Source organism: Burkholderia sp. WP9 (assembly GCF_900104795.1).
GTDB lineage: Bacteria > Pseudomonadota > Gammaproteobacteria > Burkholderiales > Burkholderiaceae > Paraburkholderia.
On sequence record NZ_FNTG01000001.1, the window covers coordinates 4,697,237 to 4,713,770 of the forward strand.

Annotated in this window: 17 protein-coding genes; 11 read left to right on the forward strand and 6 right to left on the reverse strand. The window is 64.2% G+C overall.

The window, feature by feature from the left end; genetic code table 11:
* Positions 1-60: 60 nt before the first annotated feature.
* The gene (locus BLW71_RS21000; RefSeq protein ID WP_091799998.1) at positions 61-1,908 is read right to left on the reverse strand and encodes a tetratricopeptide repeat protein; all 1,848 of its coding nucleotides are present in this window, start codon (positions 1,906-1,908) and stop codon (positions 61-63) included.
* Positions 1,909-2,045: 137 nt separating this feature from the next.
* Between BLW71_RS21000 and BLW71_RS21005 the strand changes: the two genes are divergently transcribed.
* The 3 genes from BLW71_RS21005 to BLW71_RS21015 all read left to right on the forward strand — a co-directional run bounded on the left by BLW71_RS21005 (position 2,046) and on the right by BLW71_RS21015 (position 5,438).
* Positions 2,046-2,405, forward strand: a complete 360-nt coding sequence (locus BLW71_RS21005) for an ArsR/SmtB family transcription factor (protein ID WP_091800001.1) — start codon at positions 2,046-2,048, stop codon at positions 2,403-2,405.
* Complete coding sequence (locus tag BLW71_RS21010; RefSeq protein ID WP_091800004.1) at positions 2,402-3,526, forward strand: cation diffusion facilitator family transporter; 1,125 nt, start codon at positions 2,402-2,404, stop codon at positions 3,524-3,526. The genes BLW71_RS21005 and BLW71_RS21010 overlap by 4 nt, the downstream gene beginning before the upstream one ends.
* 187 nt (positions 3,527-3,713) lie before the next feature.
* The gene (locus tag BLW71_RS21015) at positions 3,714-5,438 is read left to right on the forward strand and encodes an FAD-dependent monooxygenase (RefSeq protein ID WP_091800007.1); all 1,725 of its coding nucleotides are present in this window, start codon (positions 3,714-3,716) and stop codon (positions 5,436-5,438) included.
* Positions 5,439-5,524: 86 nt separating this feature from the next.
* On the opposite strand, the gene BLW71_RS21020 is transcribed toward BLW71_RS21015, so the two are convergent.
* From BLW71_RS21020 to BLW71_RS21035, 4 genes are read right to left on the reverse strand one after another with little or no spacing between them, the layout of a single operon-like run.
* Complete coding sequence (locus BLW71_RS21020) at positions 5,525-5,776, reverse strand: formate dehydrogenase subunit delta (protein WP_091800010.1); 252 nt, start codon at positions 5,774-5,776, stop codon at positions 5,525-5,527.
* An 8-nt stretch (positions 5,777-5,784) separates the two neighbouring features.
* On the reverse strand, positions 5,785-8,733 hold the full coding sequence (fdhF, locus tag BLW71_RS21025) for a formate dehydrogenase subunit alpha (protein WP_091800013.1): 2,949 nt from the start codon (positions 8,731-8,733) through the stop codon (positions 5,785-5,787).
* Positions 8,734-8,748: 15 nt separating this feature from the next.
* Positions 8,749-10,314: a formate dehydrogenase beta subunit gene (locus BLW71_RS21030; protein ID WP_091800016.1), complete on the reverse strand. Its 1,566-nt coding sequence runs from the start codon at positions 10,312-10,314 to the stop codon at positions 8,749-8,751.
* Positions 10,311-10,796, reverse strand: coding sequence for an NAD(P)H-dependent oxidoreductase subunit E (locus BLW71_RS21035; protein ID WP_091800019.1), 486 nt, complete (start codon positions 10,794-10,796; stop codon positions 10,311-10,313). Before BLW71_RS21035 ends, BLW71_RS21030 begins: the two co-directional genes overlap by 4 nt.
* A 134-nt stretch (positions 10,797-10,930) precedes the next feature.
* On the opposite strand from BLW71_RS21035, the gene BLW71_RS21040 reads away from it, so the two are divergent.
* Both BLW71_RS21040 and BLW71_RS21045 read left to right on the forward strand, forming a co-directional pair.
* Positions 10,931-12,010 carry a substrate-binding domain-containing protein gene (locus BLW71_RS21040; protein ID WP_091800021.1) on the forward strand — a complete coding sequence of 360 codons (1,080 nt, stop codon included), beginning with the start codon at positions 10,931-10,933 and terminating at the stop codon, positions 12,008-12,010.
* A 108-nt stretch (positions 12,011-12,118) separates the two neighbouring features.
* Positions 12,119-12,385 carry a hypothetical protein gene (locus BLW71_RS21045; RefSeq protein WP_091800024.1) on the forward strand — a complete coding sequence of 89 codons (267 nt, stop codon included), beginning with the start codon at positions 12,119-12,121 and terminating at the stop codon, positions 12,383-12,385.
* Between the two features lie 134 nt (positions 12,386-12,519).
* On the opposite strand, the gene BLW71_RS21050 is transcribed toward BLW71_RS21045, so the two are convergent.
* Positions 12,520-12,879: a COG4315 family predicted lipoprotein gene (locus tag BLW71_RS21050; protein ID WP_091800027.1), complete on the reverse strand. Its 360-nt coding sequence runs from the start codon at positions 12,877-12,879 to the stop codon at positions 12,520-12,522.
* 869 nt (positions 12,880-13,748) lie between these two features.
* Here BLW71_RS21050 and BLW71_RS21055 point away from each other — a divergent pair.
* The 6 genes from BLW71_RS21055 to BLW71_RS21085 all read left to right on the forward strand — a co-directional run bounded on the left by BLW71_RS21055 (position 13,749) and on the right by BLW71_RS21085 (position 16,417).
* Positions 13,749-13,958 (forward strand): helix-turn-helix transcriptional regulator, encoded by a 210-nt coding sequence (locus tag BLW71_RS21055; protein WP_091800030.1) that lies wholly within the window; start codon positions 13,749-13,751, stop codon positions 13,956-13,958.
* Positions 13,955-14,452: a hypothetical protein gene (locus tag BLW71_RS42325; RefSeq protein WP_286162029.1), complete on the forward strand. Its 498-nt coding sequence runs from the start codon at positions 13,955-13,957 to the stop codon at positions 14,450-14,452. The genes BLW71_RS21055 and BLW71_RS42325 overlap by 4 nt, the downstream gene beginning before the upstream one ends.
* Positions 14,445-14,702, forward strand: a complete 258-nt coding sequence (locus tag BLW71_RS21070) for a hypothetical protein (RefSeq protein WP_091800033.1) — start codon at positions 14,445-14,447, stop codon at positions 14,700-14,702. The genes BLW71_RS42325 and BLW71_RS21070 overlap by 8 nt, the downstream gene beginning before the upstream one ends.
* Entirely contained in the window at positions 14,699-15,448 is a 750-nt protein-coding gene (locus BLW71_RS21075; RefSeq protein WP_091800036.1) for a hypothetical protein, read from the forward strand. Before BLW71_RS21070 ends, BLW71_RS21075 begins: the two co-directional genes overlap by 4 nt.
* Positions 15,441-15,935: a hypothetical protein gene (locus BLW71_RS21080; protein WP_091800039.1), complete on the forward strand. Its 495-nt coding sequence runs from the start codon at positions 15,441-15,443 to the stop codon at positions 15,933-15,935. Before BLW71_RS21075 ends, BLW71_RS21080 begins: the two co-directional genes overlap by 8 nt.
* A 290-nt stretch (positions 15,936-16,225) precedes the next feature.
* Entirely contained in the window at positions 16,226-16,417 is a 192-nt protein-coding gene (locus BLW71_RS21085) for a hypothetical protein (protein ID WP_091800041.1), read from the forward strand.
* Positions 16,418-16,534: the final 117 nt, after the last annotated feature.

Consider the following 16,534-nt stretch of genomic DNA (forward strand, 5'->3'; position numbering starts at 1 on the left):
CGAACGCGGGGTTTTGTTTTTGGCCCGGCAGCAACGTCGCGTTCACCGCGCGGCGTCCCGTTACTGCTTGCGCAATTCGTTCGCCACGGTTTCGACAACTTCGCTCCACGCACCAGGTTGCGGCTGACGCACCAGTGTCGCGCCGGGATACCAGGGGCTGCGCGCCTCGCCGGCGAACCAGCGCCAGTCTGCCGCGAACGGCAGCATCAACCAGAGCGGCTTGCGCAGCGCACCGGCCAGATGCGCGATAGAGGTATCGATCGACACCACCGCGTCGAGCCGTTCGATGATCGCAGCGGTGTCCGCGAAGTCGCCGATGCGCTTGTCGAAGCGATGAATCGACGCCGCGCGCGGATGCGCGTCGAGTGCCATGCGCTCGTCGGCGCTCAACTCCGGTTGCAGCACGATCCAGTCGATGCCTTCGAGCGCGAACAGCGGATCGAGCGCGGCGAGCGGCATCGAACGTGTTTCATTCTGCTGGATGCGGCCCGACCATACGATGCCGATCTTGCGTTTTGCCTGACCGCCGAGCGAGCCGCGCCATTTGCGGCTGTAGGCGGGCGGCACGCTGAGGTAAGGCGTGCGTGCGGGAATAGTGTCGTAGGTGGTGCCGAGTGCGAGCGGCAGGCTCAGCAGCGGACATTGCAGATCAGCGGCGGGTCGTGGCGTGCCCTGAGCGATCAGCGTCACGCGCCAGGCTTGCGCGGCAGGCGCCAGCAACGGCAGCAGTTGCGGTTGCACTTCGAGTATGACGCGCGCCGCGCGCTGCGTGGCGAGCGGGACGAAGCGCACGAATTGCAGCGTGTCGCCGAACCCCTGCTCGGCATGGACCAGCAACGTATGCTGCGCGATCGGCTCGCCGTGCCAGCGCGGCAGCGTCTGGATCTCCGGCTGCGCCATGGTTTGCAGACGCCACTCGTATTCCGGCAGTCCGCGCGCGAAATCGCGCATCGCGAGCCATGCGAGCGCGCGGTTCATGTGCGCGGAGGCGAGGTCGGGGCGCAGGCGCAGCGCCTGATCGAAAGCGCGCACGGCGGGACCATGCGCGCCCAGCGCCTGGTGCGCGGTGCCGAGACTCAGCCACGCTAGCGCGAATTGCGGATCGAGACCGACCGCGCGCTCGAGATAGGGCAGCGCCTGCGCATGGCGTCCCAATGCCGCGAGCGCATTACCCATGCCGAAAATGGCCGGCGGCAGGTTCGGCTGCAAGGTCAGCGCCGCGCGGAACGATTCGACCGCTTCCGCATGGCGGCCGGTGGCGTCGAACGTATTGGCGAGGTTGAAGTGCGCGGCGACGAAGCGCGGCTCGGCCGTCAGCGCCGTCTGGAAACACGGGATCGCCTCTGCCGCGCGTCCGAGCGCGTTCAGCGACATGCCCATGTTGTTGAGCGCGCCGGCGTGGCCAGGACGCAGCTCCAGCGTGCGCCTGAACGCGGCGATAGCTTCCGTGTGACGCCCGAGCGCGTGCAGCGCGTTGCCGAGGTTGTTGTGCGACGAGGCGTCGTTCGGTTGCAGGCGCAACGATTTTTCGAACGCGTCGGCGGCGTCTTCGTGACGGCCCGCCGCGGCGTAGGCGTTGCCCAGGTTGTAGTGCGCCATGGGGAACGACGGCGCGAGCGTCAGCGCGTTGCGGAACTGTTCGATCGCGTCGTCGATCTGGCCGAGCGCCTTCAGCGCGTTGCCGAGGTTCAACTGCAGCGCGGCGTCTTCCGGGCGCAGGTTCACGGCGCGCCGGACGAGTTCGGCGGCTTCGGCGTGCTGACCCTGCTGGTGGCGTAGAACGCCCAGCAGGTGCAACGCATCGACGTGCGCGGGGTTGCCGTCGAGCGTCGCGCGGTAGCCGCGTTCGGCGTCTTCGAGGCGGCCGTCACGATGCGCCGCGAAAGCGCGGTCAAATACAGGTTGCATGACGGGGGATGGCATTCGGGTGAGGCAGAGGCCGCATTTTCCCACACTCGCCAGAGCGCGCTCCGATTTGACCGGTTGTCCCGGTATCTATAATGTGTGAACACGTGTTCATATGTGCTTCCGAGCCGCCTTCCATCATGGCTTCTTCCCTCGCTGCATCCACTTCGCTTACCGCCATCGACGATCGCCCGGCCGATACCATCGTGCCGCTGGCCGACCTGTTTCGCCTGCTCGGCGACCCCACGCGGTTGCGCATCGTGCTGGCGTGTCTCGACGAGCGGCGCGCCGTCGGGGCGATCGCCGAGGCGCTGGGTTTGTCGTCGTCGCTGGTGAGCCATCATTTGCGGTTGCTGCGTGCGGCGCGAATCGTGCGTGCGCAGCGGCAGGGTAAGCAGGTCTTCTACCTCGCCGCCGATCGCCATATCAGCGCGATGCTGGCCGGGATGCTCACACACGTGGCCGAACCGGCCGGCAATGATTCTCTGGATCAGTCATGAAGAAACCCGAAACCCCGAACGGAACTGCGGCGGATCAAGAGGACGCGCACGCGTCCACGCCGCTTGACCACGGCAACCACGATAGCCACGGCAACCACGGCAACCACGGCAACCACGGCAACCACGGCAACCACGGCAACCACGGCAACCACGGCAACCACGGCAACCACGGCAACCACGGTCCCGCCAGCCATTCCCACAGTCACGGCCACGCCGGCCACCACCACGCTCACGCTCCGGTTGCCGGTCACGGCCGCGCGTTCGCCCTGGCGGTCGTGCTCAACATCGCGATCGTGGTGGCCCAGACGGTCTATGGCGTGCTCGCCCATTCCACCGCGCTGCTCGCCGACGCCGGCCACAACCTCTCCGATGTCCTCGGCCTGCTGCTCGCGTGGGGCGCCGCCTGGCTCGCTACGCGCAGGCCGTCGGCGCGCTACACGTTCGGTTACGGCAGCTCGTCGATCCTGGCCTCGCTCGTCAACGCCGGGCTGCTGCTGTTCGCGTGCGGCGTGATCGTCGCGGAAGCCATCGGGCGTCTGATCAATCCGGCGCCGGTGGCGGGGCTCGCCGTGTTCGTCGTGGCGATGGGCGGCGTGGTCATCAACGGAATATCCGCGTGGCTTTTCATGCGCGGGCAGCAGGATGACCTGAACATCCGCGGCGCGTTCCTGCACATGGCGGCGGATGCCGGTATCTCGGCGGCGGTCGCCGTGAGCGGCCTCGTGATTCTCTATACCAACTGGACGTGGCTCGACCCGGTGATGAGCCTGCTCGTGGTGGCGGTCGTGGTGGCCGGCACCTGGAGCCTGCTGCGCGATTCGGTGCGCCTCGCGCTCGACGCCGTGCCGCCCGGCGTCGATCTGCAAGGCATCCGCGACTATCTGGCGGGGCAGCCGGGCGTCGTCGACGTTCACGATCTGCACGTGTGGGCGCTGTCCACGACCGGCAACGCGCTCAGCGCGCACTTGGTGATGCCGGCGGGCCATCCGGGCGACGAATCGCTCGACGGCATCGTTCTCACGCTACGCGAACGTTTTTCGATGCACCATGCGACGCTGCAAGTGGATCTTGGTACGACGCAGCATCGCTGCGCGATGGATCATGCGCCGCACGCGCATTGAGGCTGACAGGAACGCGTTGCGAGGTCACGGCACGGGCAGAGCGCTGAAAGCAAGAAGCAGCCACGCCGAGCCCATGCTCGCTGCGCGCTTGATGCACTGCAACCGTCGTTGAGCAGGCGATCGTCGCGCCCCTAGCGGACTTCCTGGCGGCGTACACTAGAACGCATTGTTGTCTCCGGAGTTCCGCATGGACGCTGCCGCAAACGATGCGTCGCCGGTGCTGATCGTCGGGGCGGGTCCGACTGGACTCGCCGCAGCGATGAGTCTGGCGCGTGCCCACATCCCCGTGCGTGTGATCGACAAGGCCATGCAACCGAACCCGTATTCGCGGGCCATCGGCATTCAGGCGCGCACGCTCGAATTGCTCGAGCAGCATCGGCTGGTCGAGCCGTTTCTCGAGCTCGGCCATCGCGCGCGCATCGCCAATCTGTTTTCGAACGGCATGCGTCTCGCGCAGCTCGATTTCGATCCGCTGCATACACGTTATCCGTATCTGCTGTTTCTCGATCAGTCCGTGACCGAGCGTCTGCTGACTGAGCATCTCGCCACATTCGGCGTGACGGTCGAGCGCGGCGTCGAACTGACGATGTTCGCGCAGGGCGCCGCCAGCCTTCAGGCGACATTGCGCCGCGCGGACGGTCACACGGAGACGATGCGCCCGTCGTACATGATCGCCGCCGACGGCGCGCATAGCGTGATCCGTCACCGGCTGGGTTTGAGTTTCGAGGGCAAGACCCTGGAGCAGACTTTCCTGCTCGCCGACCTGCACGCCGAAACCGATTGGCCCGAAGACGAGTTTCATATCTTCGCGTCAGGCGAAGGCCTGGTCGCGCTGTTTCCGATGGGCCACGGCCGGCATCGTCTGATCGCGGATCATGCGATCGAGCCAGCCGCCGTCGCCCCGACCGAGACGCCCGCGGTGTTGGGCGAGCCGCCGCTGAACAGCGTGCCGTCGCCGTCGCTCGCAGCATGCAAGGCGTTGATCGCCCGGCGCGTGCGCGAGCGGGTCGACGTGTCGGATCTGGCGTGGTCTTCGTATTTCCATGTGAATAGCCGCATGGTGGATCGGCTGCGCGTCGGCCGCATCTTCCTCGCGGGCGACGCCGCGCACGTGCATAGCCCGGCCGGCGCGCAGGGCATGAACACTGGCATTCAGGAAGCGTTCAACCTCGGCTGGAAACTCGCGCGCGTTTTGAAAGGCGCGGCGCCGGACCGCCTGCTCGATACCTATCACCTCGAACGTCACCCGATCGAACGTGACGTGCTGCGGCAAACCGGTTTCATCACGCAGATGGCAGAGGCCGATCACGGACCATTGAAGCTGCTGCGCGAACGGGTGATGCCGGTCCTTGCCGCGCTAGGTCCGCTGCGCGACGCCGCGCGCCTCACCATCAGCGAGTTGTCGATCCAGTACCGGCGCAGTCCGCTGACGCTCGAACGTGTACTCGACGGCGGACCACGCGCCGGCGAGCGCGCACCGGACGCGCTGGTGCATGTGGTGGATGGACCACTGGGGCGTGCGCCCGGCGTGGGCTGCATTTTCGATCTGCACGATCCGGCGTTCTTCTCGCTGTTCCTGCTGGTGCCGCCGTTGCCCGTCGACGAAAAACCGCTCGATCCCGCGGCGAAACATGCGCCGCCGCCCGACCCGGAACTGGAGCGCGTGGCGGCGGAAGTCGAGAGATTGCTGCCGGGCGGAGTGCGCATCTGGCGCATCACGGATACCACTGGCGACGGCGGCCCGTCGCTGTCCGAATCGTATGGCCGAACGCGGCCGTCGTTCTATCTGGTGCGGCCGGACGGCTACATCAGCGCGCGCGGGCGCACCGGTTCCGATCTGCACGGTTTGCTGCGGCATTGCGAAGCCTGGTTCGCGGTGAGCGGGGAAATACCGGAGCAGGCGGCCCTGTGAGCCGGGCCGCCTGAGTCGCGCGAGTCGCACGGACATTGAGCGCCGCGAGCGCGGCGCGGCTTACACCGTCGCGGGTGCGGCGCGGCTCACACCGTCGCGGGCGCGGCGGGCGTCAGTTGCGCGCGATGTTTGACGAGCGCTTCCCTGACGATACCCGACATCGGGATACCGCTCGCATCCGGTTCATCGAGCTCCGCGAGTAGAGCGCGGCGCATGCGCGGCTCCCAGAAGCGGCGAATATGGTCGGCGATGCCGGCGAGCGCTTCCTCGCGGTCCGGCATCGAATCGAAAAAGTCGCCGATCCGGTTGGCCATGTCGATCAGGTTCTGATTGTCCATGGCCGTCCTCACTTGCCCGATGTCGCGTTGGCCAGCTCACGCTGCTTCAGCAGGTCGAGCTGTTCGGTGTTGAAGCGCGAGTAGTCTTTCTGCCATTGCGACGGCTGTTCGACCGGCATCACCTGCACCGCGGTCACCTTGTATTCCGGACAGTTGGTCGCCCAGTCCGAGCTATCGGTGGTGATCACGTTCGCGCCCGATTCGGGGAAGTGGAACGTCGTATACACGACGCCCGGCTGCATGCGCTCGGTTATCTTCGCGCGCAGCACGGTTTGCCCCGCGCGCGATTCGATGCCCACCCAGTCGCCGGTTTTGATGCCGCGCTCTTCCGCATCGTGCGGATGCAGTTCCAGTCGGTCCTCGTCGTGCCAGCGCGAGTTCTCGGTGCGGCGCGTCTGCGCGCCCACGTTGTACTGCGACAGGATGCGGCCCGTAGTGAGCAGCAGCGGGAATTTGCGCGTGACTTTCTCGGGCGTCGCGATGAACTTCGTAATCACGAACTTGCCCTTGCCGCGCACGAAGGTGTCGATGTGCATGGTCGGCGTACCGTCCGGCGCATTCTCGTTGCACGGCCACTGAATGCTGCCGAGTTCGTCGAGCTTTTTGTACGACACGCCGTGGAAAGTCGGCGTGAGACGCGCGATCTCGTCCATGATCTGCGACGGATGCGTGTAGTCCATTTCATAGCCGAGCGCGCGTGCGAGCATGACCGTGACTTCCCAGTCGGCGTAACCCGGCACCGGCGGCATGACCTTGCGCACGCGCGAGATGCGCCTCTCCGCGTTGGTGAACGTGCCATCCTTTTCGAGGAACGACGAACCGGGCAGCAGCACGTGCGCATACTTGGCGGTCTCGTTCAGGAAGATGTCCTGCACGACGATGCATTCCATCGCCGTCAGCGCTGCGGATACGTGATGCGTATTCGGGTCCGACTGGACGATGTCTTCACCCTGGCAATACAGACCCTTGAAGCTGCCGTGCACGGCAGCGTCGAACATGTTCGGAATGCGCAGGCCGGGTTCCGGTTGCAGCGTGACGTTCCAGGCCTCTTCGAACAGCGTGCGCGTGACCGTGTCGCTGATATGGCGATAGCCCGGCAGTTCGTGCGGGAACGAACCCATGTCGCAGGAACCCTGCACGTTGTTCTGGCCGCGCAGCGGGTTCACGCCCACACCTTCGCGGCCGATGTTGCCCGTTGCCATGGCGAGGTTGGCGATGCCCATCACCATCGTCGAGCCTTGCGCGTGTTCGGTGACACCCAAGCCGTAATAGATCGCGGCGTTGCCGCCGGTCGCATAGATGCGGGCGGCTTCGCGCACGGATTGGGCCGGTACGCCGGTCACCGCTTCGGTCGCTTCCGGCGCGTTTTCCGGCAGCGCGACGAAATCGCGCCATTGCTCGAACGCGCGCGTCTCACAACGCTCGGCAACGAATGCATCGTTGAGCAGGCCTTCGGTGACGATCACATGCGCCAGCGCATTCACGATGGCCACGTTGGTGCCGGGCCGCAATTGCAGATGATGCGACGCCTTCACGTGCGCCGTGTCAACGATATCGATGCGGCGCGGGTCCACCACGATCAGCTTCGCGCCTTCGCGCACACGGCGCTTCAGACGCGAGCCGAACACCGGATGGCCGTCGGTCGGATTCGCGCCGATCACCATGATCACGTCGGCTTTATCGACGGAGGCAAAAGTCTGCGTGCCCGCCGATTCACCGAGCGTGGCTTTCAGCCCGTAGCCAGTCGGCGAATGACACACCCGCGCGCAGGTGTCGACGTTGTTGTTGCCGAACGCGGCGCGCACGAGCTTTTGCACCAGATACGTTTCTTCGTTCGTGCAACGCGACGACGTAATGCCGCCGATCGAATCGCGGCCGTGCTTCGCCTGAATGCGGCGGAATTCCGACGCCGCATACGTAAGCGCTTCTTCCCAACTCACTTCGCGCCACGGATCGGTGATCTTCGCGCGGATCATCGGCTTGGTGATGCGGTCCTTGTGCGTAGCGTAGCCCCACGCGAAACGGCCCTTCACGCAAGCGTGGCCTTCGTTGGCCTGGCCGTTCTTGTGCGGCACCATCCGCACGACCTGGTTGCCCTTCATCTCGGCCTTGAATGAGCAGCCGACGCCGCAATACGCGCACGTGGTGACGACCGAGTGTTCGGCCTGGCCCAGCATGATCACGGTCTTTTCCTGCAAGGTCGCGGTCGGGCACGCGGCCACGCACGCGCCGCACGACACGCATTCCGATTCCATGAACGGCACGTCTTCGCTGGCGGCCACGCGCGACTCGAAACCGCGTCCGGCGATGGTCAGCGCGAAAGTGCCTTGCGTTTCTTCGCACGCGCGCACGCAGCGATTACAGACGATGCATTTCGACGGGTCGTAGGTGAAGTAGGGGTTCGACTCGTCTTTCTTGTCCTTCAAGTGATTCGCGCCGTCGAAGCCGTAGCGCACTTCGCGCAGGCCCGTGACGCCCGCCATGTCCTGCAGTTCGCAGTCGCCGTTGGCGGGGCAGGTGAGGCAGTCGAGCGGGTGATCGGAGATGTACAACTCCATCACGTTGCGGCGCAGCGACTGCAAACGATCGGTTTGCGTGCGGACCTTCATGCCGGCTTCGACCGGCGTCGTGCATGAAGCGGGATAACCGCGCTTGCCTTCGATTTCCACGAGACACAAACGGCACGAGCCGAACGGCTCCAGCGAATCCGTCGCGCAGAGCTTCGGCACGTTGACTCCCGCTTCGACGGCGGCGCGCATCACAGAGGTGCCGGCGGGAACGGTGACGGACTGGCCGTCGATTTCCAGCGTGACGTCGATGTCGGCGTGCCGCTCGGGCGTGCCGAAATCGGTGTCGTCGAAGAACGAACGGGGCGCACGCTGCTGCAGGGCTTGCGATTTACACGCGCAGTTGCCTGAGCCGCAGCCGCCAGTGGGAGAGTTGAGCACGTCGGACATGGTTTGGCTCCTGGGTCAGGCCGCTTTCGGCGCGTGTTCAGACACGTTGGCGAGACCGAAGTCTTCGGGGAAATGATCGAGCGCGGACAGCACCGGGAACGGCGTCATGCCGCCCATCGCGCAGAGCGAACCGGACACCATCGTGTCGCACAGATCGCGCAGCAACTGCACTTGCCGGGTGGACGTATCGCCGTTGCGAATCCGGCCTATGACTTCGACGCCGCGCGTCGAGCCGATCCGGCACGGTGTGCATTTGCCGCATGATTCGAGGGCGCAGAAGTGCATGGCGTACTGCGCGAGTTCGGCCAGATTCGACGTGTCGTCATGCACGACGAGGCCGCCGTGGCCCACGACCGCGCCGACTGCCGCATACGCTTCGTAGTCCATGGGAATGTCCCACTGGCTTTCCGGCAGATACGTGCCGAGCGGGCCGCCCACCTGCACCGCGCGAGCGGGCCGGCCGCTCGCCGTGCCGCCGCCGAAGTCATAGAGCAATTCGCGCAGCGTCACGCCGAACGCGAGTTCGACGAGGCCGCCTTGCTTGACGTTGCCCGCGAGCTGGAACGGCAGCGTGCCGCGCGAACGGCCCATGCCGAAGTCTTTGTAGAACGCCGCGCCGCGCGCGAAGATGATCGGCACCGTGGCGAGCGTGATCACGTTGTTGATCACGGTCGGTTGGCCGAAAAGGCCGACGAGCGCCGGCACTGGCGGCTTGGCGCGCACGATGCCGCGCTTGCCTTCGAGCGATTCGAGCAGCGCCGTTTCCTCGCCGCATACGTATGCGCCGGCGCCTTTCGCGACGAACAGCTCGAAGCGATGCGCCGTCGAGCCGAGCACGCTATCGCCGAGCCAGCCGGCGGCGCGTGCTTTGGCGATAGCGGCTTCGAGCGTCGCGATCGAATGCGGATACTCGCTGCGCACGTAAATATGGCCCACCGTCGCGCCCGTCACGACACCGGCGATGATCATCCCTTCGATCAGCACGTACGGATCGCTTTCCATCACGAGGCGATCGGAGAAGGTGCCGGAATCGCCTTCGTCCGCATTGCAGACGATGTACTTCTGCGCCGCTTTCGCGCCGCGCACCGTGCGCCATTTGATGCCGGCCGGGAAGGCTGCACCGCCGCGGCCGCGCAGGCCGGATTCGATCAATGCTTCGCAGGCGGCGTCGCCGTCGGTCTGCAGCGCCTGGCGCAAGCCTTCGAGGCCGCCGTGGGCGACGTAGTCGTCGATGGAAAGCGGGTCGGTGATGCCGATGCGCGCGAACGTCAGGCGCTGCTGCTTCTTCAGATACGGAATCTCGTCGACCACGCCGACTTGCTTTGCGTGCGCTCCGCCATCGAGCAAGCCTGCATCGAACAGCGCGGCGACGTCGCCTGCTTCGACGTTCGCGTAGCCGATGCGGCCTTCCGGTGTTTGAACTTCGACGAGCGGTTCGAGCCACAGCAGGCCGCGCGAACCGTTGCGAACCATTTCGACTTCGACGCCGCGGCGCGCGGCTTCGGCTTCGATCGCCTGAGCGAGCGCGTCGGCGCCGAGCGCCAGTGCCGACGAATCACGGGGAACGTAGATGCGCGTCATGCCGTCACCTCCACGCACTTGTTGGCGGCCGCGAATATCGCGTCGAACTTTTGCGGCGTGACCTTGGCGTGCAAGGTGCCGTTGAGCATGAGTGCCGGCGACAGTGCGCATTGCCCGAGGCAATACACCGATTCCAGCTCCACCGTCGCGCCGTGCTCATGTTCGGCGTCGAAGCGGCAGCCGGTGTGCGATTCGATATGCCGGGCCAGCGCTTCGGTGCCCATGCTGCGGCAGGCTTCCGCGCGGCACAGTTGCACCGTGACCTGTGCGGCCGGCTGCGTGCGGAAATGGTGGTAGTAGGTGATGACGCCGTGCACTTCCGCGCGCGACAGGTTCATGGCGAGCGCGAGCGGCGCGACCGTAGCGGGCGGTACGTAACCGAGTTCGTCCTGAATCGCGTGCAAGACGGCTAGCAGCGATCTGCCCGGCTGCGCGTGACGCAGCACGAGCTGATCCGGCGCGATGGCGATGGAATCGTCCAAGTGGTGGCTCCTCCAAAGGCATATATGCACTTGTCATTCATAATGCGTGCACTTATGCTTCGTATATTCGATATGGGATAGCCGAACAATAGGCGGCTGATTCGGCTGGCGCAATAGGAAAGAGTTGAGCATATATGATCAGAATCGAGTGCCAGGCGCAGTTGGTGGTGAAGGGCCCGGATGGCCGCGAGGCAAGCCTGTCGGACGTCGTGCCGTTGCTCGCGCTGGTGGATGAGTCCGGCAGCATCGCGCAGGCGGCGACGCTTAAGGGTTTGTCCTACCGTCATGCGTGGGGTTTGCTGCGCAGCATCGAGGAGCGTTTGGGCGGTCCGCTGATCGCCAAGGAGCGAGGCCGCGGCTCGGTGCTATCCGAACTCGGGCAAGCCGTATTGCGTGCGCAGCGTCTGTGCGGCGAAAGGCTCGATGGCAACATGCAGGCGCTTGCCAGCGAAGTGGCGAGCGATCTGAACCGCTGGCTCGCGCCGCCCGCCGACGACGTGCGCATCTTCGCGTCGCATGGTTATGCCGTGGCCGCACTCGTCACGGCGCTGGTCGCGAACGATCTTCCGGTCGACATCAAGTATCGCGACAGCGCGGATGCGGTGAGCGCGCTTGCGCGCGGCGAATGCGATCTGGCTGGCTTTCATGTGCCGCGCGGTGAGTTTCGCGCGGCATGCGCCGATGCGTACCGGCGCTGGCTCGATCCGCAGCGTCACGTGCTCGTGCATCTCACGCGACGCAAACAGGGGCTCTTTCTGAGCAAGGGCAATCCGCGCGGAATCACGGGCCTGGGCGATCTGGCGCGCGACGACATTCGCTTCGTCAACCGGCAGCCCGGCTCCGGCACGCGCATGTTGCTGGATCTCGCACTACGCAACGTCGGGGTGGATCCGGATCGGGTGAATGGTTATGCGTCGGCCGAACTCACGCATTCGGCGATTGCGGCGTTCGTTGCGAGCGGCATGGCGGATGTGGGCTTTGGTGTGGAGCCCGCAGCGCATCACTTCGGCCTCGACTTCATCCCGGTCGTCGACGAAGACTATTACTTTGCCTGCGACCGCGCGCGCCTCGAGCGTGCGCCGCTTGCGACCGTGATCGGTCTGCTGCGCGGCAGCGCGTTTCGTCATAGCGTCGATCAGCTCGAAGGCTATGACCCGCAAGACTGCGGCAGGGTGGTGGAACTGGAAGAGGGTCTCGGCGAAGCCGTGGCGTAAGCCGCCGTAAACATCGGGCTGTGTTCGGCGCTGCGTATGGCGTCCGTTTGGGATACTCTTTAAGCTTCCGCTTCCGCCTTAACCGCGCGTTATGTCGCGCCGATCTCTATGAACGTTATTTTTCACGCATGTGCTGCCGTGGCAACGGCTGGTGTGCTGCTCGCCACCGCTTCGGTTGCTGTTGCGCAGAATTCGCCGGGTGTTCCAGGCGGTATCCTGCAAGACCAGTTTCGTCTTGCCGAGCATCCGCAAATGCCGTTTGCCGCGTCGGCTCCCTCGGACAAATATCAGAGCAGTAAAAAATCGGCGATGCGCAAGCGCGGCGATATGGGTGATCCGAATGGCTGCAATCTGCAGTGTCCCAAAGACGAATAAGCGGATACGCGAGTCCGTTGGTTGTGCAACGCCGGCGTTCTGCCGGCGTCTTTCGCTGGGTCTCCAGGTTCAGGTTTAGCCCGGCGTTGCGGTTGCCGTTGCCGTTGCCTTTGCCTTCACCCTGTGGCGGATGCTCAGGGTTTGGCCGTGTGCCACATGTCCTTGAAGCCGTCTCCCTTCATATCTCCCGCCTGCTTGTCCGCCGCGAAGCGATAGAGCGGGTGCCCTTTGTACGCCCATTGGTGTTTGCCGTCGGCGGCGGCAATTAGCGTCCACTCGCCGGACGGTTTGTCCGACGCGCTGGCCGTGGCTGCCGGCCAATTGTTCAGGCAGCCGCCAGTGCAGGTGCTCACGCCGGGCGTGGTGTCTTTGTCGAAGGTGTAGAGCGTCATGCCGTCCGCCGTGACGAAACGCCCGTCGACGACTTTTGGCACTTCGGCGAAAGCGCTTTGTTGCAGTGCGAGGAGGGCGAGGCAGAAAAGGGTTTTGCGCATGATGTCGGCTCCTGATCTTGGTGTTGGTTTCGCGCGAAACGCGGCGTGCGCGCGCGTGAGGAATAAACGATCGAGCGGATGCGTTTATTCCAAACGTTTCTTCGCATGGGGAGCGGGAGCGGCAAGGGGTGGCGAACCAGTCGAGCAGGACGGACGCGGCGGGCAACAAAAAACCCGCAAGCAGCAGGCCGCTTACGGGTTTTCGGTGAGACTTGAATGTACTGCCTGAAACGTGTTCTGGTTGCGGCGGCGGCAACCGAATTTCACCCGCTATGCCATGTCTGGTAAGGATTCTGCAGTTTAACTAGTGTTGGATACCACCGAAAATACCACCAAAAATGGTGTGCTACCCCATTTTTTTGCCAACGTGTTACGGCGCGTTCCAGAGTGTTCCGGCTGTGCTGAAGCCCTAGCTGCCGGCCGACAGGTGAAATCGGGCTGACTCACCGCCTGTGGATAACCATCACCGGAGACGGCTAATCCGCAGGGTCATTAAATACCCTCACCCTACATTTGAGGATACCCCTCACCTCAAAAGTGGGGAAACCCTCCCCCCAGAAACGAGGCATAGAGATTACATAAATAAAAAAACATAGATGAGGTAACAGATAGGCGCAGCTACGCTGCTTCGTCGGCTTCGCCGCCTATCTTCCTTCCCCAAAATTTCTAGAAATCAGCGATCAGGAAAAGCGCTGGCACACGTCGACATCGACATCGGAGAGGCTGGCGGCTTTCCTTCCCTGATAGCCTGCCTATTTGTTAGGCGCAAACGTCGCGCGGTGCACTTCGCCATCGCTCATACTTCCAACTGTTCCAGCGAGTTGTGCGAATTGGTTGCACGCGCTGGCCTTTACTGGAGAAAGGGAAGTATGACCACCAAGATTCTGCGCCGCCGCGAAGTACAGCAAATCATCGGCCTTTCGTGCAGCTTCATTTACGCGTCAATGAACCGGGGCACATTCCCGGCCCCCGTTCGCTTGGGGCCTAAATCGGTGGGCTGGCGCAAAGAAGACGTTGATGCATGGCTGGCGGCGCGCGAGACGTGCCAGTACATGGGTACGAAGGCGGCAGTGCAGTGATCGGCCCGGCAATGGCGGCGCGTGCAAAAAATGTGTTGATGACTAGCCGCCAGCGCCCGTATACTTTCCACTCAGCCGAAACAACGGCTGACGAGATTGGCGTCTCGATCAACGTAGGCGGACAAGCCGCCAGCAATGCGGCTATTTTTTCGTCCGTCGCGCCTTTGCACGTCTTCTATGGGCGGGCCTTGGCGGGGGAGCCTTCGGGCTCGCCGGTGCCTACGTTCCGGTACGCCAACCCCGTCATGCGCCCGCTCACCCCGATTGGCGTCGGAAAGCGGGCTTCCACTATCAACGTAGGAGGCCGCTATATGCGCCCTGTATCCGCTCGCACTGAGCAAACCCTTTCCCCTACTGAGCTGGCAAACCGCGCCTTGCGCGCCGCTGCGCTCGCCCCTACGGTCTTCGACGCGCTGGACATTTGCGCCGATGCGCTTCAAGCGCTCGCCGCGCTGGCCGTAGTCGTTCCGATGGAGGGTGCGCGCCATGTTTAAACGCAATGAGATCGCACTGAGCGCCGACGATGTTGCGGCAATGCTCGACCATGCGGCTGAGAGTTTCGGAAAGCTGGCGGCCCTGAATGCCGCTATTGCCGAGCTGGCTGCGCAGCCCAAATTAGCCCGCGACCTCGCGCGCACGGCACATGAGCTGGCGGAGGGGCTGGCGGAGGGCTTTGGCGACTTCAGGCGCGAATACGACGCCGCGCATGCCGCCAGCAGTGAGCAAGGGGCGGCAGCGGTATGACGGACAAGAAAGAAACCAAGGGGACATGGCTCACCCCGGCGCTTATGGGTGAGATTGAGGCACGGCGTGCAAGTCACATCGAAGTTGCGTTTCTGGCAGACGTTCTCGCCCTTCAAACGAAGGAGCGCGGCTGCTTTCGGCTAAACAAGGCATTTGGTGATCGGCACGGCGTTAGCACCAAGCGCGCGAGCGCCATCATTAGCGATCTGGCGGCGCGTGGATATATCGTGGTTGAGACGATCCGAAACGCTGCCGGGCAGGTAGAGGAACGTCAGATCTGGCTGGGGCCGAAATTCCCGTTGGATGGATCTGAACGTACCGCAGCCGGAGAGACTACCCGCAAGGGTATCCTCAAAAGTGAGGTGAGGGGCGCGCCGACAGTCGAAAGCGTCGGGAAAGACCATGCGCCCGCGGTCGACCAGACCGCAGAAAAATGTGGCTTGCATGAAGGAGGCGAGCAGCCGCAGGCGTCGACACAGGTGCCGCCGCAGCGCAAAGCCGAGCTGGCGCGCGTCACGAAGTCGACGGCATCGCCGCTCGCAGATCCCGCCGCCGCCTTTCACGCTGCTATGGCTGGCCGCGCCGTCGACGAGCCGATAGCGGTTGATCCGCCGTCGCCAGTGCGCGCAGAAGATGAAGATTTGCCTTTTGGCGACGATCCGCTTGACGATTACACCAAGGCCCAGATCGCGTATCACTCAATGAACCGGGCAGCGCAATCGGCGCGATGGAGTGCCCATGGCTGAGAACAAATTCACTCCGCAGTCAGTCGGGCAATTCGTTTTTGGCGAGCTGCGTGCGATGTATGGCGCGGCAGCGCATCGCCGCTTCGAAGTCGGTGTGACGAACCAAGCTGGCGAGGATCTGGGAGTGTTGGAGGCGATGGCGGTGTGGGGGCGGTGGCTGATGCGCCCTGACGTGACAAAGAATGTCGTGCGCGACGCCCTGCGCAAGTGCGTCGACGTGAATCCGAAGTGGGCACCGACGCTGCCGGAATTCATGGCGCTGGTGCTGGCAGAGATCCGAAAACGGGCGGCGCGGCTGGAGCGTGAAGCGGCTGCGTGCTTCGAAGAGCGGCAGGAAGGTACGCCGGAAGCGCGTCAGGCTGAATTCGACGCCATGCGGGCGATCCTGAAAGCGGCGCAGGTTCCGAAGCGTCGACCGGGCAGGCCGATAAAGGCGCAGCCATCCCAATCTAGCCTGCTGGCGGGCTTCGACGAGTCGACTAGGTAGCGGCATAGGAAGGATTTAGGCAGGACCGCCACAAGTCTTTTATAGGGTCGATCCCTTAGAAAGGCAATCATAAGGATTTAAGGCATACACGAAAGCAGGCTTCGAACAGAGGGGGCGACGCCGCTGCGCGCGGCGAGGCGGTACGGCGGTGTGGCTGGGCGCAGTTTGCAGAGGGGGAAAGCCGCTATCGACGTTCTGATCGACCGCGGCTCGATTGTGGGCGTCGACCAGGTGCGCGACGGACACATCGTGACCATCTATCGAATCAACCAGACTACACAGGGCGAGTAATGCAAGAAATCGAACGACAAGAGGCAGTTACCCCATCGACCATCACTGGCGGCGGCGTGCATTTTTCAGCGGCTGCAATGCGCGCGCTGGTGCGCTACGCAGGCCGGGCAGGCGTTGCCGAATCGGCGGCATGGCTGGCGCATCGCTGGCGGTGCTGGATCACGCAGGGAGCCGTGATGGTGAGCCGGTAAGCGTGGAGGCTGTGGCGCGAGCTGTGGCCGCTGTAGAGGGTGGCAATCACGAACCCGCGGCGAAGGTGAGCGCGAATCTGATGGAACTGATTGCAGAGGCGGAGTAATGCAAGCGAT

Coding starts and splice junctions, on each gene's coding strand:
- BLW71_RS21000 (WP_091799998.1), bottom strand. CDS start 1,908: ATGCAACCTGTATTTGACCGCGCTTTCGCGGCGCATCGTGACGGCCGC.
- BLW71_RS21005 (WP_091800001.1), top strand. CDS start 2,046: ATGGCTTCTTCCCTCGCTGCATCCACTTCGCTTACCGCCATCGACGAT.
- BLW71_RS21010 (WP_091800004.1), top strand. CDS start 2,402: ATGAAGAAACCCGAAACCCCGAACGGAACTGCGGCGGATCAAGAGGAC.
- BLW71_RS21015 (WP_091800007.1), top strand. CDS start 3,714: ATGGACGCTGCCGCAAACGATGCGTCGCCGGTGCTGATCGTCGGGGCG.
- BLW71_RS21020 (WP_091800010.1), bottom strand. CDS start 5,776: ATGGACAATCAGAACCTGATCGACATGGCCAACCGGATCGGCGACTTT.
- fdhF (WP_091800013.1), bottom strand. CDS start 8,733: ATGTCCGACGTGCTCAACTCTCCCACTGGCGGCTGCGGCTCAGGCAAC.
- BLW71_RS21030 (WP_091800016.1), bottom strand. CDS start 10,314: ATGACGCGCATCTACGTTCCCCGTGATTCGTCGGCACTGGCGCTCGGC.
- BLW71_RS21040 (WP_091800021.1), top strand. CDS start 10,931: ATGATCAGAATCGAGTGCCAGGCGCAGTTGGTGGTGAAGGGCCCGGAT.
- BLW71_RS21045 (WP_091800024.1), top strand. CDS start 12,119: ATGAACGTTATTTTTCACGCATGTGCTGCCGTGGCAACGGCTGGTGTG.
- BLW71_RS21050 (WP_091800027.1), bottom strand. CDS start 12,879: ATGCGCAAAACCCTTTTCTGCCTCGCCCTCCTCGCACTGCAACAAAGC.
- BLW71_RS21055 (WP_091800030.1), top strand. CDS start 13,749: ATGACCACCAAGATTCTGCGCCGCCGCGAAGTACAGCAAATCATCGGC.
- BLW71_RS21070 (WP_091800033.1), top strand. CDS start 14,445: ATGTTTAAACGCAATGAGATCGCACTGAGCGCCGACGATGTTGCGGCA.
- BLW71_RS21075 (WP_091800036.1), top strand. CDS start 14,699: ATGACGGACAAGAAAGAAACCAAGGGGACATGGCTCACCCCGGCGCTT.
- BLW71_RS21080 (WP_091800039.1), top strand. CDS start 15,441: ATGGCTGAGAACAAATTCACTCCGCAGTCAGTCGGGCAATTCGTTTTT.
- BLW71_RS21085 (WP_091800041.1), top strand. CDS start 16,226: ATGCAAGAAATCGAACGACAAGAGGCAGTTACCCCATCGACCATCACT.